Annotated in this window: 17 protein-coding genes; 1 reads left to right on the forward strand and 16 read right to left on the reverse strand. The window is 35.0% G+C overall.

Going from position 1 to position 14,053, the window contains the following annotated elements; translation table 11 throughout:
* Positions 1-792: hypothetical protein (locus NTU89_02780; GenBank protein MCX5923469.1), on the forward strand; the 792-nt coding region annotated here is incomplete at its 5' end.
* 52 nt (positions 793-844) lie between these two features.
* On the opposite strand, the gene NTU89_02785 is transcribed toward NTU89_02780, so the two are convergent.
* The 16 genes from NTU89_02785 to NTU89_02860 all read right to left on the reverse strand — a co-directional run.
* The gene (locus NTU89_02785; GenBank protein ID MCX5923470.1) at positions 845-1,216 is read right to left on the reverse strand and encodes a hypothetical protein; all 372 of its coding nucleotides are present in this window, start codon (positions 1,214-1,216) and stop codon (positions 845-847) included.
* Between the two features lie 19 nt (positions 1,217-1,235).
* Positions 1,236-2,156, reverse strand: coding sequence for a DMT family transporter (locus NTU89_02790; protein ID MCX5923471.1), 921 nt, complete (start codon positions 2,154-2,156; stop codon positions 1,236-1,238).
* Entirely contained in the window at positions 2,153-3,157 is a 1,005-nt protein-coding gene (locus tag NTU89_02795; protein MCX5923472.1) for an EamA family transporter, read from the reverse strand. Before NTU89_02795 ends, NTU89_02790 begins: the two co-directional genes overlap by 4 nt.
* Before the next feature lie 18 nt (positions 3,158-3,175).
* Positions 3,176-3,997 (reverse strand): TIGR00282 family metallophosphoesterase, encoded by an 822-nt coding sequence (locus NTU89_02800; GenBank protein ID MCX5923473.1) that lies wholly within the window; start codon positions 3,995-3,997, stop codon positions 3,176-3,178.
* Between the two features lie 6 nt (positions 3,998-4,003).
* Positions 4,004-5,560, reverse strand: coding sequence for a ribonuclease Y (gene rny / locus NTU89_02805; GenBank protein MCX5923474.1), 1,557 nt, complete (start codon positions 5,558-5,560; stop codon positions 4,004-4,006).
* 258 nt (positions 5,561-5,818) lie between these two features.
* The gene (locus tag NTU89_02810; GenBank protein ID MCX5923475.1) at positions 5,819-6,106 is read right to left on the reverse strand and encodes a cell division protein ZapA; all 288 of its coding nucleotides are present in this window, start codon (positions 6,104-6,106) and stop codon (positions 5,819-5,821) included.
* Positions 6,106-6,411, reverse strand: a complete 306-nt coding sequence (locus tag NTU89_02815) for a hypothetical protein (GenBank protein ID MCX5923476.1) — start codon at positions 6,409-6,411, stop codon at positions 6,106-6,108. Before NTU89_02815 ends, NTU89_02810 begins: the two co-directional genes overlap by 1 nt.
* A gap of 107 nt (positions 6,412-6,518) precedes the next feature.
* A complete protein-coding gene (gene rplT / locus NTU89_02820; GenBank protein ID MCX5923477.1) occupies positions 6,519-6,866 on the reverse strand; it encodes a 50S ribosomal protein L20 in 348 nt (115 codons plus the stop codon).
* Positions 6,867-6,881: 15 nt separating this feature from the next.
* Positions 6,882-7,076 carry a 50S ribosomal protein L35 gene (gene rpmI / locus NTU89_02825; protein MCX5923478.1) on the reverse strand — a complete coding sequence of 65 codons (195 nt, stop codon included), beginning with the start codon at positions 7,074-7,076 and terminating at the stop codon, positions 6,882-6,884.
* 17 nt (positions 7,077-7,093) lie between these two features.
* Positions 7,094-7,630, reverse strand: a complete 537-nt coding sequence (gene infC, locus NTU89_02830; GenBank protein MCX5923479.1) for a translation initiation factor IF-3 — start codon at positions 7,628-7,630, stop codon at positions 7,094-7,096.
* Between the two features lie 20 nt (positions 7,631-7,650).
* The gene (gene recA / locus NTU89_02835; GenBank protein MCX5923480.1) at positions 7,651-8,682 is read right to left on the reverse strand and encodes a recombinase RecA; all 1,032 of its coding nucleotides are present in this window, start codon (positions 8,680-8,682) and stop codon (positions 7,651-7,653) included.
* A 5-nt stretch (positions 8,683-8,687) separates the two neighbouring features.
* Positions 8,688-10,616, reverse strand: coding sequence for a peptidylprolyl isomerase (locus tag NTU89_02840; GenBank protein MCX5923481.1), 1,929 nt, complete (start codon positions 10,614-10,616; stop codon positions 8,688-8,690).
* Positions 10,617-10,664: 48 nt separating this feature from the next.
* Positions 10,665-11,315 carry a hypothetical protein gene (locus NTU89_02845; protein ID MCX5923482.1) on the reverse strand — a complete coding sequence of 217 codons (651 nt, stop codon included), beginning with the start codon at positions 11,313-11,315 and terminating at the stop codon, positions 10,665-10,667.
* 6 nt (positions 11,316-11,321) lie between these two features.
* Positions 11,322-12,332, reverse strand: a complete 1,011-nt coding sequence (gene miaA / locus NTU89_02850) for a tRNA (adenosine(37)-N6)-dimethylallyltransferase MiaA (GenBank protein ID MCX5923483.1) — start codon at positions 12,330-12,332, stop codon at positions 11,322-11,324.
* Between the two features lie 41 nt (positions 12,333-12,373).
* Positions 12,374-13,558: an ATP-binding protein gene (locus NTU89_02855; protein MCX5923484.1), complete on the reverse strand. Its 1,185-nt coding sequence runs from the start codon at positions 13,556-13,558 to the stop codon at positions 12,374-12,376.
* A gap of 216 nt (positions 13,559-13,774) precedes the next feature.
* Positions 13,775-14,053, reverse strand: a 279-nt coding sequence (locus NTU89_02860; protein MCX5923485.1) for a hypothetical protein, incomplete at its 5' end; no start/stop codon positions are given.

Genomic DNA, 14,053 nt, shown 5'->3' on the forward strand with positions numbered 1-14,053 from the left:
AAAAAAAATGTCATTGATAAAATCTTAGCAAATAAAAGTATGCGAAATGAAATGGGGCTTTTGCTTCCACATGAGCAACTTTCAAGAATAATCGGCGAAATAACAGCAAGCAGAACTATCACCAAGGATCAAGCTGCTCAGCTAGCAAAGCTCAGAGATGGCGTCATGCTCAATCTAAAAAATCCAGAAGTATTTGATAACTTAGTCAGACAATCTAAAGTTTATTCTCAAGAAGAATACAACAGAAAAGTAAGGGCTTATCATGAGGTATTTGATAATTTGTCTAACGTCGTAAGAAATTTAAACAATTCAAATATTATTAATGATGCCGACCTTAAAGCTCTAAGGCCAATCACCGAACTACTTTCAGAGCGGTTTGACAATCCAGAAGATCTTAAAAGGTCTGTTGACGCAGCACTAACCAACTTCAAAGTTTCTACTACGATTGGAGAAAATTTGGCAGATGGTGCATTGGTCATTGGAAAAATTGCTGCTATTGTCTTTGTAGTTGCCGCTATAATTTTCCTTGCTATTATAGCTGCTGATGGAAAAATATTTAACGGCCCAGGAGGCTCTTCCTCTTCCTTTTCGGACTATTACTGGTATCGCCTGGGACGAAGTAGCAGAACTTCAAATTACCATACTAATGATTATTCTAGAAACACTAACTCTTCAACACCAGCAAGACAAAATACACAGAGTGAAAACAGACAAGAACAAACAAACATGCAAAGAAAAAAGATTTTTGGATTAAAAGCTAATCAGTTTAATAGCCTATCAAGACAAGTTTAATATTTTTATAAAAAAATAACCAAAGGCCTTCTGTAAAAATAGCTAAAACTATTTACTCAGGGGGCCTTTGGTTATAACTTTGAGCGCAACAATCAAAAAAATTGATGGCTGTATAACTTTTCTGATCAGGGATTTCTTCTTCATTGGCAAATGGGAGCTCTATTAAAGGTTCTCGTAATTGCTCCGACACAGGCTTAGGCAAACGACATGTTTCTTGTAAAACAACTTTTTTTAGAACAGCTACAGATTCTATTCTTCTAGTGATTTTAATTGATTCTTCATCAAGATACATCTCTTCAGGATAAAAACTGCGTCGATCTGCAAGCCTATTTCCTGGACTACTTGTAGCCTGGCCCATAGAAAAAATGTAAAAACTTGAAAACATAAGACAGATTGATAAAAGCAACCTTTTATAAAATCCCATACCAAGCACCCCTAAAAAACTAACTGTTCTGTGCCACATACCCCTGCTTGAGCTCTTCTTGATAAAAAATATAAATTCCAAAGCCAAGAATTGCCGTTGCAATAAAAAATCCAGAACTAACATAAATTTCAAGAAACAGCCAATCAAACAAAGCAACAAAAGCTGGTGTAATAAATCCAACAAATGAAAGCAGCGTTGCGGTATATTTTTTAAGAAAAAAACCATACAGATTATAAAAGATAATGTTTGCTACCAAAATTATTAAAGCAAGAAGCGTTAAAAAAGATCTCATGCTTTCCAACGGAAAAGCGAGTGGTCCTTCAAGCATTCCCGAAATAGGAAAGGCTAACAATCCACCCAGCAGCATAGCAAAACCATTTACAAACATTGGGCTGTAGCCTCGGTCTTTAACTAAAATTCGAACGTAAATCCAACCAAGTGCGCACGAAACAACCGCAATCAAGAGTAAGACATATGGGTAAAACGAGCTCAACCCAGCACAACTTAATGCTGTTGGCTCTAAAAAGTAGCCAATGCCAAAAAGCCCAATTAAAAAACCAAGCCATTTTTTAAATGTCATTTTTTCGTCAAAATAAAGATAAGAGAAGAATGCCGAAAAAAATGGCGTTAAATTAAACATTAACGCCGCACACGAAGGCGCAATATGCTCAAGTGCTATAAACTCTGAGCAGTATGGAATTAAAATATGAATAAATGAAAGCAAAACCAATATTTTAAGATCCGCTAATGATTTAATACCAAAGCTGCTTGTTTTTGTCTTAGACCTTGACATGAAATAATGCATACCCAAAATAACAGTTCCCGCAATACTCATGCGAATAGCTATTAAAAAAATAGGCGTAACATAAAATAAAAGCATTTTGCCAATGGTAAAAGACATAGCCAAAAGCGCATACAAGAAAAAAAGGGAAATCATCATTTGTGCTCAGCCTTTTCATCTTCCTGCGCATCATCTTCGTACAATTCTTCTTGGTAGAAGACAAACAAGCCTAAGGCAACACCAGCAGAACACAAGAAAAACTGTACCGTAAGCTGCTCATTTAAAAATAAGAACCCTAAAAGAGCTGCGATAATTGGCATAACAAAAGAAAATAAAATAACTAATGTCGCGCTGTAAACCGTTAATAAATATGCATTAAAATTGTAAGCAATAATGTTTTGTAAAAACATCATGATGAGCATCGACCATACAAAGTTAGTGTAATAATCAGGATCTACAAAGGGTCTAGTTTCAAAAAAGTAGGCTTGTGTGAAACAAAATATTCCACCAAGAGTTAAGCTAATTCCATTTAAAAAGTATGAATTAAAACCTGTGGTCATTTTGCTCGGCTGACCTTTTATTTTTTTCTCAAATGTCACAGATGATGAGTGAGAGGCTGGCTTATCCATTAAATATTTCATAATAACCCAGCCGTATGCCGTAGCAGCAGCTGCAATAACCATAACTATTTCAGCAACAGAAAAAGCCCCAAGCTTAAAGGTTGTATCTACAACATCCGCAGAAGTATCATTTATTAAAAGTGGTGTAATAGCACAACAAGAAATAACCATTCCTAATATTTTTTTCCAAGTTATTGTTTCTTTAAACATTAAATGAGAAAAGAACAATGAAAAAAACGGGCTTAAGTTATACATAAATGCAACTTTACCCGCAGATAAATATTGCAAACTCCAAGCTTCATTAGCATTGGTCAAATACACATTAAAAACTGCAAGTAAAAATATATAACCCCAATCTTTAAGTCGAATAGATGACCACTTTAGTGATCCAAACCACATGCGAGATAAAAAGTAAGAACAAATCCCAGCTGTAATCATACGAGCGCCTGTTAAAAATATTGGCTGAGAAAAAGCAAGAGCTTGTTTGCCAAAAATAAAAACAACCGCGTACAATGAGTACAGCAACATTATCTGTATCATAATCCTCTTTCAAATGAACTATGCTTCATCCGCCCGTAAGTCCTCATCAATTACCTTTACTCTTTGAATTTGAATCGCTTTTCCTGTTTTTGTATCAATTTCTACCCAAATACCAGTTAAGATAACTGGTGGCTCAGTTTCAACTACAAATCGATTTGGCATCTGCGTTTTAAATCTTTCAATCATAGGATCTTTTTTCATCCCGATTGAAGAATTTAAAGAACCGCCCATACCCAAGTCCGTAACATATGCTGTACCCTTAGGAAGTATTCTTTCATCTGCCGTAGGAACGTGCGTATGAGTTCCAACCACACAGCTTACTCGTCCATCCAGGTAGTAACCAAGGCAGATTTTTTCTGCAGTGGCTTCAGCATGCATATCAACAATAATAATATTTGTTTTATGCTTTAAAAAAGAAAGAATAGTGTCCATAGCTTTAAACGGACAATCTAAATCTTCTCTCATAAAAACTCGACCTTGCACGTTTACAACGGCAACTTCAACACCGGCGCAATTAAAAGTTGTAACTCCAGTGCCTGGGCACTCAGATGGGAAGTTAGCCGGTCTTAAAACATTGGTGTTGTTTCGCATGTGTTCAAAGATATCACTTTGATCCCATACGTGATTACCAGTGGTAACCACATCAACACCCATATGTTTTAATGAGTTTGCTATTCGTGAAGTAATTCCTCGTCCATTATTATTGCTATTTTCACCATTTACAATGGTTGCATCAATAGAATATTTTTCTTTGAGTGAACTTAAATGTTTTTGTAACATCATGCGTCCGATAACGCCGACAATGTCACCAATAATTAGGACTCGTATGGTCGATTTCATAAACAATTACCTTGCATATTCAATAGCGCGTTTTTCGCGAATTACGTTTACTTTAATCTGTCCTGGAAAGTTCATTTCTATTTCAATCATTTTTGCAACTTCTCTTGCAAGAGATTTCGCATCATCATCACTTAAAGCGTCTTCTTCAATGATAATTCTAATTTCTCTTCCAGCTTGCAAAGCATATGCTTTTTTTACGCCATCAAAAGAATACGCAATTTCTTCAAGCTTTTCTAACTTTTTAATATAAGCTGCAAAAGTTTCTCGTCGAGCTCCAGGTCTCGCAGCAGACATCGCGTCAGCAATCACAACAATTGGAGCATAAATGCTTGCAAATGGAACTTCTTCATGGTGCGCAGCAATCGCATTAACTACCTCATCAGATTCGCCACATCGTTTTGCAATCTCAGCTCCGATGATAGCATGAGCTCCTTCAACTTCTGCGGTCACAGCTTTACCAATATCATGAAGCAAACCAGCTCTAAAAGCAGTTGCGCCATCAAGGCCAAGCTCTTCAGCAATCATTCGAGCAAATAGCCCAACTTCTTTGCTGTGCTGTAAAACGTTTTGTGAATAACTTGTTCTAAAATAAAGTTTTCCAAGAAGTGTAACAATTTCAGGATGAACACCTTGTAAATTAAATTCTAATACAGCTTTTTTACCATACTCTTGAATTAATTCATCTAATTCTTGCTCACACTTTGCAACAGTTTCTTCAATTCTTGTAGGATTAATTCTTCCATCTTGTACAAGTTTTTCTAAACTTCTTTTTGCAATTTCTCTTCTGATTGGGTTAAATCCAGAAATAGTAATCATTTCAGAATTGTCATCAATGACAAATTCCATACCTGTTGCCATTTCAAGAGATTTAATATTTCGGCCTTCTTTACCAATAATACGACCCTTCATATCATCACTTGGCAAAAGAACTGATCCAGAAGTTATAGCAGGAACACTATCAGCAGTGTAACGCTGCATAGCTGAAACTGTAATTTCTGCTGCTTTTTGCTTTGCAACATCTTGCGCTTCTTTTTCAACTTTTTGGATCCATTTTTCAGCACCATGAACAACTTCAGCTTCTAATGTTTTTAGTAAAATCTCTTTAGCCTTATCTCTGCTCATGCCACTGAGTGATTCTAATTTTACAATTAAATCATCATAAAGAGTCTTAAGCTTTGCTTCATTAATTCGAATATTATCGTTTAATTTTAAAACATCTCTTTCTTTTTGCTGAAGCTCATAACGAATATCATCTAATCGTTGTTCTTTTTTACCAAGAGCTTCATATTTTTGATTGATTTGTTCTCTTTTTTGCTCTAAATCAACGCGATCACGTTTAAGCTCAAGATCAAATTCTTTTCTTTTTTTATAAAGTTCATCTTTAATTCTTAGATAAGATTCTTTTTTCTCGTGCTCAATTGCTTGTCTAGCTGTTTCAAGACGATCTTTAGACTGAGAAAACATTGCCTGTGATTGAAAAATCTTTTTTTGTGCATAAAACAAAAGCATAATTCCGGAAACAACTGTTCCAATTCCGGTTATAAAAAGTATCATTTCTGTCATTTAAAATTCCTTTAATTCATAAAGCTTAAAACTATTAATATGTTTATGGCGTAGCGTACCATAAACCCCAAACGAGAGGTCAATTCCTCTCAACTAATTCATGTCAAATATCATAAAGTAAAACGCTTTTTTAAAAACATTTTACTTTTTAAAAAGTTCTTTTCAAAAAGTAAGCCCTGAAATGCTAAGGCACCTCAAGGCTTACTTTTTTAAATTCTTATAAATTAATCGTTACTAACTCTCAATTTACAGCGTGACTTAAAAAGAAAATTCTTCTTCATTCAAAAGGGTCAGAATCTTATCAGATTGACTTTGTTCTTTTTTAACCATTTCTTGCATTATCAAAAGCTCTTCTGTTGCCTTCAAAGCTGCAAGGACAGCGATTTTTTTTGTATCAACCACAACATTGTTTTTTGTAGAAATTTCTTTCATCAAACAATCAACCTTGCGCACAACTTCAAGAACAAGATCATCTTCTTCATCACTGACTATTGAATATAATTCGCCAAAGATTCTCGCTTTGTATTTTTTCAATTCTTTGCTCATTACCGCTCTTGTGTTTCGATTAATTTTTCAATGCTACTCAACAAATTATCAACAACCATTTTGGTCATCATTTTTTCTTGGCTTAGCTCTTCTAAATCTCTCGTCTCTGAGACTAAAGATCCCTCAAGAGCCCTTAATTGCGCCTGAAGGTCTTTATTTTTGTCTTTCAAAGAAATATTTTCTTCTTTGAGCAACTTCATCAATTCTATAAGATTGATAACTTTTTCTTCTAACACAGCCAAATTTAAACCGTGTTTTACAATAGCTGCAGGTACTTCTTTACCTTTTGCACGCATAGCTTCCATAACAATCTCCTTTTTTAAAATCAAACATAAGCAAAGATATTGCAAATCACTGTAATATCTTTGCAAAGCATTCGTCAAGTGTCATGGAAAAAAAGTAAATTGAGCGCTTAGCCGCGCGCAGTTTCTACAATTTTTTGAAAGACGCTTGGTTCAAAAATAGAAATTTGGCTAAGCATTTTTCTGTTTAATTGAATGTTTGCTTTTTTCAATGCTGGAATAAATGCGCTATATGAAAAACCATGCGGTCTAACAGCAGCATTGATACGAGTGATGAACAACGCTCTCATGCTACGTTTTTTTAGCTTACGGCCTTTAAATGCATATGCCAAAGCACGCATTAAAGTTTCTTTAGCTCTTCTAAAAATGTTTTTTCTTTGACCAAAAAAACCTTTAGTTTGTTTTAAAAGACGCTTGTGACGTTGTCTTGTAACTTTACCTGATTTAATTCTTGACATAATGACCCCTATGTTTTACGAGTTTGGCAAAAGACGAGCGATACGGCCTACGTCACTTTTGCAAAGAGTTGAACTTTTTCTAAGGCCTCTTCTGCGCTTAGCGCTTTTTTTTGTGAGCAAATGACGCTTGTTAGCGTGAGAAAACTTAATTTTATTTTTAAGTTTTTTGAATCTTTTTTTTGTCGCTGAATGCGTTTTCATTTTTGGCATGACAATTAAACCTTATATTATTTTTTTGTTTTCAAAGAATAAATTCTTGACCAATACGGTCCCGCGATAGAATCTTTCTCACACGCAAGATCAACAAGCTGCTGATCCGCAAAAGATTGATCCACTCGCGCAAAAAAATCTGTTCCGACAATTCTTTTTGCTTCTACTTCTCTACCACGAAACACCAAAGTGATTTTCAATTTGTGGCCATCGTTTAAGAATCCCACACCTTGATTCATCTTTGTTTGATAATCATGAATACCTATTTTTGGCTTCATCTTTATCTCTTTAATCTTAACGACTTTTTGTTTTTTCTTGCCCTCAGCCATTTTTTTCTTTTTGGCATAAAGGCTTTTTCCAAAGTCCATAATCTTAACGAGAGGAATGTCATCCTTGTCAGACAAAAGAACTAGATCCATGTTGCTTTTTCTTGCAAGCTCCATAGCAGAGTCTCTAGATAAAACACCTAGATTTTCACCTGTTTCTGAGATAACTCGCATTTTAAAAGCTCGAATCTGTTCATTGATTAATTGAGTCTCTGTTTTATTTTTCAATGTTTTTCTAAACCCTATAGTTAAACACTAGCTACAACTTCTTTTACTTTTGCTTTTATAACATCGGCAAAAGCTGAATTTTCTTTAAATAATTGATACGCCTGATCGCGACCTTGCGCAAAGTTTTTACCTTCAAACGCAAGCCAAGCGCCATTTTTTGTTACAACGCCCGCAGTAATCGCCGAATCAAGAAGATCAAGCTCTTTACAAATTCCAACGTTAAATAATAAATCTACTTCTGTTGACTTAAAAGGAGCAGCTACTTTATTTTTAACAGCTTTAATACAAACTCTATTACCAAAAGCAACCTCATCTTTTTTCAAAGATGCAATTCTTCGAACGTCCAAACGAACTGATGCATAAAACTTCAACGCCTTACCGCCAGTTGTCGTCTCTTTTGGACCAAATGACATGGTGCTCATTGTTTGACGAACCTGGTTTATAAAGATAAGGATTGTATTTGATTTGTGAACGATAGCTGCAAGCTTTCTTAGGGCTTGCGACATCAAACGCGCTTGTAAACCCATATGAGAGTCACCCATATCACCTTCAAGCTCAGCTCGAGGGACAAGAGCTGCCACAGAATCGATTACAACAATGTCAATTGCGCCCGAGCGAATTAACATCTCTGCAATATCAAGAGCTTGCTCACCACAGTCAGGCTGTGAAATAATCAAGTCATCAATATTTACACCAATTTTTGCTGCATACGAAGGATCAAGAGCATGTTCTGCATCAATAAAAGCACAAATTCCGCCCTGCAATTGAGCTTGAGCAATTGAATGAAGAGCTAAAGTTGTTTTCCCTGACGACTCTGGCCCAAAGATTTCTATGATTCTTCCAATCGGATAACCACCGACACCCATAATTGCGTCTACTTGCATAGACCCAGAAGATATCGCTTTGATTCCACGACTTGGCTGATCGCCCAAAAGCATCACAGAGCCCTTGCCATACTGTTTTTCGATCTGAGAAAAAGTTACTTCTAGAGCTTTTTTCTTAGACCCAGCATCATCAAGTTCGAAACTCTTAGAGTTCGATTTTTCTTTCATGTTTTTTATACTTCTTTTGTTAGATTTAGTAGGTCTGCTTTGATTTCTATCTTGTTATTAAGCTTAGCAGTTCTATATAAAGATGCAATAAAACCATCTTTAATTTGATACATTTTCATATAAAACAGGCTTGCACCCAAATGACCCTTTTGATCAACAAAGTGCTTTTCATCGCGAGGAGCAATATTGTCTAGCTTTAAAACGACTCCGCCAGCCTTTGTTTCAACCGATATCAAAGCGCCTTCATGCTGCATTCCTTTAGTCTTTGCAGCCACAGCAGGCTCTTTTAGAATAGAGCTTTGTTCTGCTTTTTCATCTTTATAGGTAAATGAAGCTTTTCCTAGAGATGCATCATATTTTTTAGCAACCTGATCCATGCTCATGTTTTTTGCATCTTTAAGCGCCAAGGCTAAATCTTTTTGCATTAACTCAGAAGCTTTTTGATCATAATACATTGCAAGCACTTTGCCAGAGACTTCAGAAAGCTCAGGAACAACGCTTTTTACCACTTTTGAGCACGTTAGGATAACGCCATTGTCTTTATCAAAGAAAGTAGCAAATCGACCCTCTTCTGTTTTAAATAGATAGGTAAAATCAAGTCCTGGTTTGCGAGAGCTTAAAGATATCTCAGTTTTTGAGCCACCATGGCTTGAAATAAATTTCATTAATGCTTCTGGGTGATATTTAGCACCAGTAATAACCCTTGACGCATCTTGAGAGAATCTTTTTTTAAATCTTTCAACAGTGAGCTCTTTTTTGATTTCAGACTCAACAGATTTTAAATCTTTATACTTTGCAGCCTGACGAGTAACGCGCTGTATCAATTCATATCCATCTTCTGTTTTAATTGGGGCTGAAATTTGCCCATCAGTAGAAAGATATTCAAAGGCTGTAGACACAACCATTTTGTTTAACTTCTTATCATCTTGTTCAAAAAAGTCGCTCAATCCACCTCGAGCAGCCGATGATTTATCTTGTGAAAATTTACGAACTAACGTTTCAAACTGATCTGGGTTTTTTTCAGCTTCTTGTCTTAGCTCTTCTATTCTTGACTTAGCTTGAGCTTCATCAGCAACATCATTTTTAACAAAAAGAGCTCTGATTTGCATTTTAGCAGGAGAGAGCAAGTATCTTTTAGCCTTGTTTTTATCATAAAAAGATTTTACATCAGACTCAGAAATAGCAGCGCCATAGCTTGAGCTATCAAATGTCCACATAACACCTTGGCGATTTTCAACTGTTTTAAAAGCTTCGCTAATTTGCGACTTTTTATAAAACTTTTGCAAAGCTTCCATTGACGGCTTTGATTCTTTAGCAATAGCTACATATTTTTCATTTGAAAGAGTGACGTATGAATATGTTTTTTGAGCAAACTCTGTGGTGTATTGAAGTGATGTTTCGAACTCAGGAACATAAATACCAGCATCTATAATTCCATATAAAACTTTGCTTTTAATTTCAGTTTCTACTGATGATGCAAAATCATCTATGGTATGCGGAGCAAATTGCTGATTGAAAGCATCTTGATTAAGCTGACCATTTTCATTAAAAAAATAAGATGGCAAATGCGCCAACTGTTTTTTTATTCCACTTTCTATTTGATCAGATGGAACTTTTAAAGAAATTTTATCCATAAGATGCTGACTTAAAAGCTCTGAAACAGATCCCTGAAGAGTTTCTTTTTTAAGATTTTGAGCTGGATTAAAATATCCTTTTTGTTTAAACATTTCCTGCTGGCGCTTTGCCAATGAAAGTTTATTTTGAAACTCCTGTTTGGTCATAGTCTGTTTGTAAGCTTTGATTTCCCAATTTTCAAGAGAACCTGTCTGAAACAATGACGCACCGCTTCCAAGTGCCATCATGAAAAGAAAAATCCAAAGAAATATTTTATAAAGACTATTGTTAACCAATTTTTTACGAACCAAGCTTATCATTAGTCATCCTTCTTGTTTATGTGACTTTGTTATTAAACTACTTTTATATTAAATTATTTTTATATCACTACGCTTGATTTTTTCTATGCTCAAAACCTTATCAACGATGTTTTGTACATCGTTTCTAGAATCATATGATTTTGTTATAACCTGAAACCAAGTTCTTGTAACTTTACCAGAAGCGGACTTGCTGGTTTTCTTTTTCACTTCAACATCAATATTTTGTTTTTTTAGCCTAGCTACCAAAGCCGCAGCACTTGAACGCTTAGAAAACCCAGAAAGCACAGCATAATGATTATGTTTTTTTTCTGGCCTTGGCTCTAACTTTAATTCTTGTTTGTTTTTTTTAGATGCTCTATTTTCTTTAGCAGATATTTCATCAACATCGCTAGAAAAGTCTTGCAAAAGTGCAGGTACTTCCATCTCTGCGCTTGCCGCTTGCGTAGCAATCGGTGTAGCCTGACCATCTAAGACCTCCACGCCACCATTTTTTTCTGCAAATGATTGCATAGTCAGCAAGTAATCAACTTTGTCGTTAAATGATTCTTGTGTTGCCTTTTGGGTGAACCCATCGATAACACTTTGTTTGCCATAAAAGTATCCACCAATAAAAATAAGCAAGCCCAAAACGACTAAAGTAGCCGCGCAAACACTTGCTTCTTTTTTTGTAATTAAAATTCCATTTTGATCTGACATCATAATAATTTAACCAAACCTTTTTAAAATTTGCTCTGATAACCCATTTATATATAAACCAACGTCACATAAAGTCAAGCAAATCTCATCTACTTGACCAACCAAATCACCTGAATCAATCGCTTCTTTCAGCTCTTTTTCAAGCTTGTTTAAAAAAATAATTTGTCGCTTTGCATAATTTCTTGTTTTTTGCTGTATCAAAGCAACTATTTCATTATTTAATGGAGTTGCCATGTTGCCAAATCCAAGTAAATCATCATATCCAATTAATTTTTTTTTCATCAAAAAATCTTGCCACTCAGTGCCTCGTATTTTTTCAATCTCTTCTTGCCATCCACCTTCAAGCATTTGCAAAACACGATCATCAATTTTTTTATACAGCTCTTCTCTTTTTCGGGTGCAAACAATGAAATAAAATGGAGCAAGCGGCTCTGTACGCTGTTGAAACAATGAAGGCTTTTTGCCTGTCGCTTTAAAGATTGCAAGGGCTCTGATAATTCTATAACTATCCCCTTTTAAAATACGTTGCGCGCGCTCAGGATCAATATCATGCAGCTCCTGCCACAGCTCACTTGTACTTTGCGTTGATGCTTCAAGCTTGGCTGTCCACTCACCGGTATCTGGAATATCACATTGAGAATAAAAAAAAGATTTTATATAAAAAGCAGAACCCCCAACTAAAATTGGCGTATTTCCACGGTCCCAAATTTCTTGAAAAAGCTGCTTTAATCTTTGACGAAACTGCACCACCGTAAAGTTATCAGGGCAGTCCAAGATATCAAATAAATGATGTTTAATTTCTATTTCTTTACCATCAACAATTTGCTTGCTGTCCGCCATCCAGTCAGGCTTTGCAGTGCCGATAGTAAGCGGAGTATAAAAAGAACCAATATCAGCATTAACAATTTCGCCTGATATTTTTTTTGCCAACTCTAACGCAAGAAGCGATTTTCCAGTTGCAGTAGCCCCAGAAATAATAACAACTCCCCGTTGTCGATTTTTAATAGTCTGTTGTTTCACTTGCTATCCAATAATTAAAAAATAAAAATACATACTCTTTTCTAATTATTTATTGTAGATATAAAATTACCAAATTCTTTCCACCCAATCATCATTCCTGAATGCATTTTTTGATCAATGTCTCCAGCATAAATAACATAATTTTGATCAGATCTTTGACCACTACTAATTTCATTAAACTTTAATAATCCATTAAAATATTCACTACGAGGTGTCATGCTAGATTTAATTTCTATAGGAACTAATTGGCTTCCCTGATCTATTAAACAGTCAACCTCAATGCGACCATTTTTATCTCTCCAAAAATATAATGGTGGCTGAGTTCCTGCATTGCTGTACTGCTTATATAAATCAGCAACAATAAAATTTTCAAAAATATGCCCATACATATGACTTTGCGACAAACTATTTGCATTTTTTATATAAAGCAAGCTACAAACTAAGCCTGTGTCATAAAAATAAATCTTTGGTTGCTTAATCAATCTTTTATTAAAGTTAGCATGATAGGGCTGAAGCAAAAAGATAACGTAACTAGCTTGTAAAATAGACAACCACCTCTCAACAGTTTTTTGAGCAATGCCACAACTTACAGCCAAGTCTGATGTATTTAAAAGTTGACCAATACGACCAGCACAAAGATGCATAAATTTTTTAAATTCTTGCAAATCTCCAATTGCGCTAAGCTGCCTTACATCACGCTCAACATAAGAATGAATATAGGATGGATAAAAAACATCTGGATCAAAGTCTTGTGTATAAACTCTTGGATAACCACCACGCAATATCATTTCATCTAAGCCAACTATCAAATTACCCTGCTTAAGCTCTTGAATTGAAAATGGCAACAATGTTAAAATTCCAATTCGTCCAGCCAAAGACTCTGTAATTTGTTGATTCATTAAAAAATTTGAAGACCCAGTTAAGACAAAATATCCAGGACGATTAATTTTATCAGAAATATATTTTATATGTGATAAAATTTCTGGAGCATATTGAAATTCATCAATTATTATTCCATAATCATTTTCATATCGTTTTAAAAATTTTTCTGGATCTAATTGAGCTTCTTGTAAAATATGAGCCTGCTCAAAACTAACAAATGTGTGATTTTTAAACCAATTCTGAGCAAATGTAGTTTTACCCGATTGGCGTGGCCCAAGAATAGCAATTACTGGAAATTTTTGAAATTTAGGCATCACTTGAGCAATATTTCTTGAAATAAACATATTCAATCCTACTATCCAATCGCCAAAACAATCATTCTTGTGCTACTTTGCACATCGACATACAAATTAGCACAGATGTGTTTTTGCAACAAGAGTTTTCCAATAAATCGCTTAAAATAGCTACCAGTTTGCAATCCTGCATATAAAATAGTTTATTAAAAAGAAAGAGAGGATTGCTCCTCTCTTTTATAAGTTTGTAAATTTTAATTTTTAAAATCAAGATATTTCATTAAATCGAGCAAGGGAAAAAGATTTTTCACTATTTTCATCAGAGTATGTATATCCAGCTACAACTATTTTATTATTTAAGTCAATTGCAACCCCAAATACTTCATTATTCTGACTATCCGGATTTCCATTAATAGTCGTAACTGCTGTGCCAGGCTGAGAACCTGAGCCATTAAAACTTCTATCCAAAACTCCAGATGGTGTAAACCGAGCAACTGCTGTTTGATATCCGCTAGGCTCATAAGTATAACCACCAATCACAACATT

This window comes from Candidatus Dependentiae bacterium, from assembly GCA_026389065.1.
Lineage (GTDB): Bacteria > Babelota > Babeliae > Babelales > Chromulinivoraceae > JACPFN01.

Excerpts from the sequence above, each read along its gene's own strand:
- NTU89_02785 (MCX5923470.1), bottom strand. The coding sequence starts at position 1,216 with ATGGGATTTTATAAAAGGTTGCTTTTATCAATCTGTCTTATGTTTTCA.
- NTU89_02790 (MCX5923471.1), bottom strand. The coding sequence starts at position 2,156 with ATGATGATTTCCCTTTTTTTCTTGTATGCGCTTTTGGCTATGTCTTTT.
- NTU89_02795 (MCX5923472.1), bottom strand. The coding sequence starts at position 3,157 with ATGATACAGATAATGTTGCTGTACTCATTGTACGCGGTTGTTTTTATT.
- NTU89_02800 (MCX5923473.1), bottom strand. The coding sequence starts at position 3,997 with ATGAAATCGACCATACGAGTCCTAATTATTGGTGACATTGTCGGCGTT.
- rny (MCX5923474.1), bottom strand. The coding sequence starts at position 5,560 with ATGACAGAAATGATACTTTTTATAACCGGAATTGGAACAGTTGTTTCC.
- NTU89_02810 (MCX5923475.1), bottom strand. The coding sequence starts at position 6,106 with ATGAGCAAAGAATTGAAAAAATACAAAGCGAGAATCTTTGGCGAATTA.
- NTU89_02815 (MCX5923476.1), bottom strand. The coding sequence starts at position 6,411 with ATGGAAGCTATGCGTGCAAAAGGTAAAGAAGTACCTGCAGCTATTGTA.
- rplT (MCX5923477.1), bottom strand. The coding sequence starts at position 6,866 with ATGTCAAGAATTAAATCAGGTAAAGTTACAAGACAACGTCACAAGCGT.
- rpmI (MCX5923478.1), bottom strand. The coding sequence starts at position 7,076 with ATGCCAAAAATGAAAACGCATTCAGCGACAAAAAAAAGATTCAAAAAA.
- recA (MCX5923480.1), bottom strand. The coding sequence starts at position 8,682 with ATGAAAGAAAAATCGAACTCTAAGAGTTTCGAACTTGATGATGCTGGG.
- NTU89_02840 (MCX5923481.1), bottom strand. The coding sequence starts at position 10,616 with ATGATAAGCTTGGTTCGTAAAAAATTGGTTAACAATAGTCTTTATAAA.
- NTU89_02845 (MCX5923482.1), bottom strand. The coding sequence starts at position 11,315 with ATGATGTCAGATCAAAATGGAATTTTAATTACAAAAAAAGAAGCAAGT.
- NTU89_02855 (MCX5923484.1), bottom strand. The coding sequence starts at position 13,558 with ATGTTTATTTCAAGAAATATTGCTCAAGTGATGCCTAAATTTCAAAAA.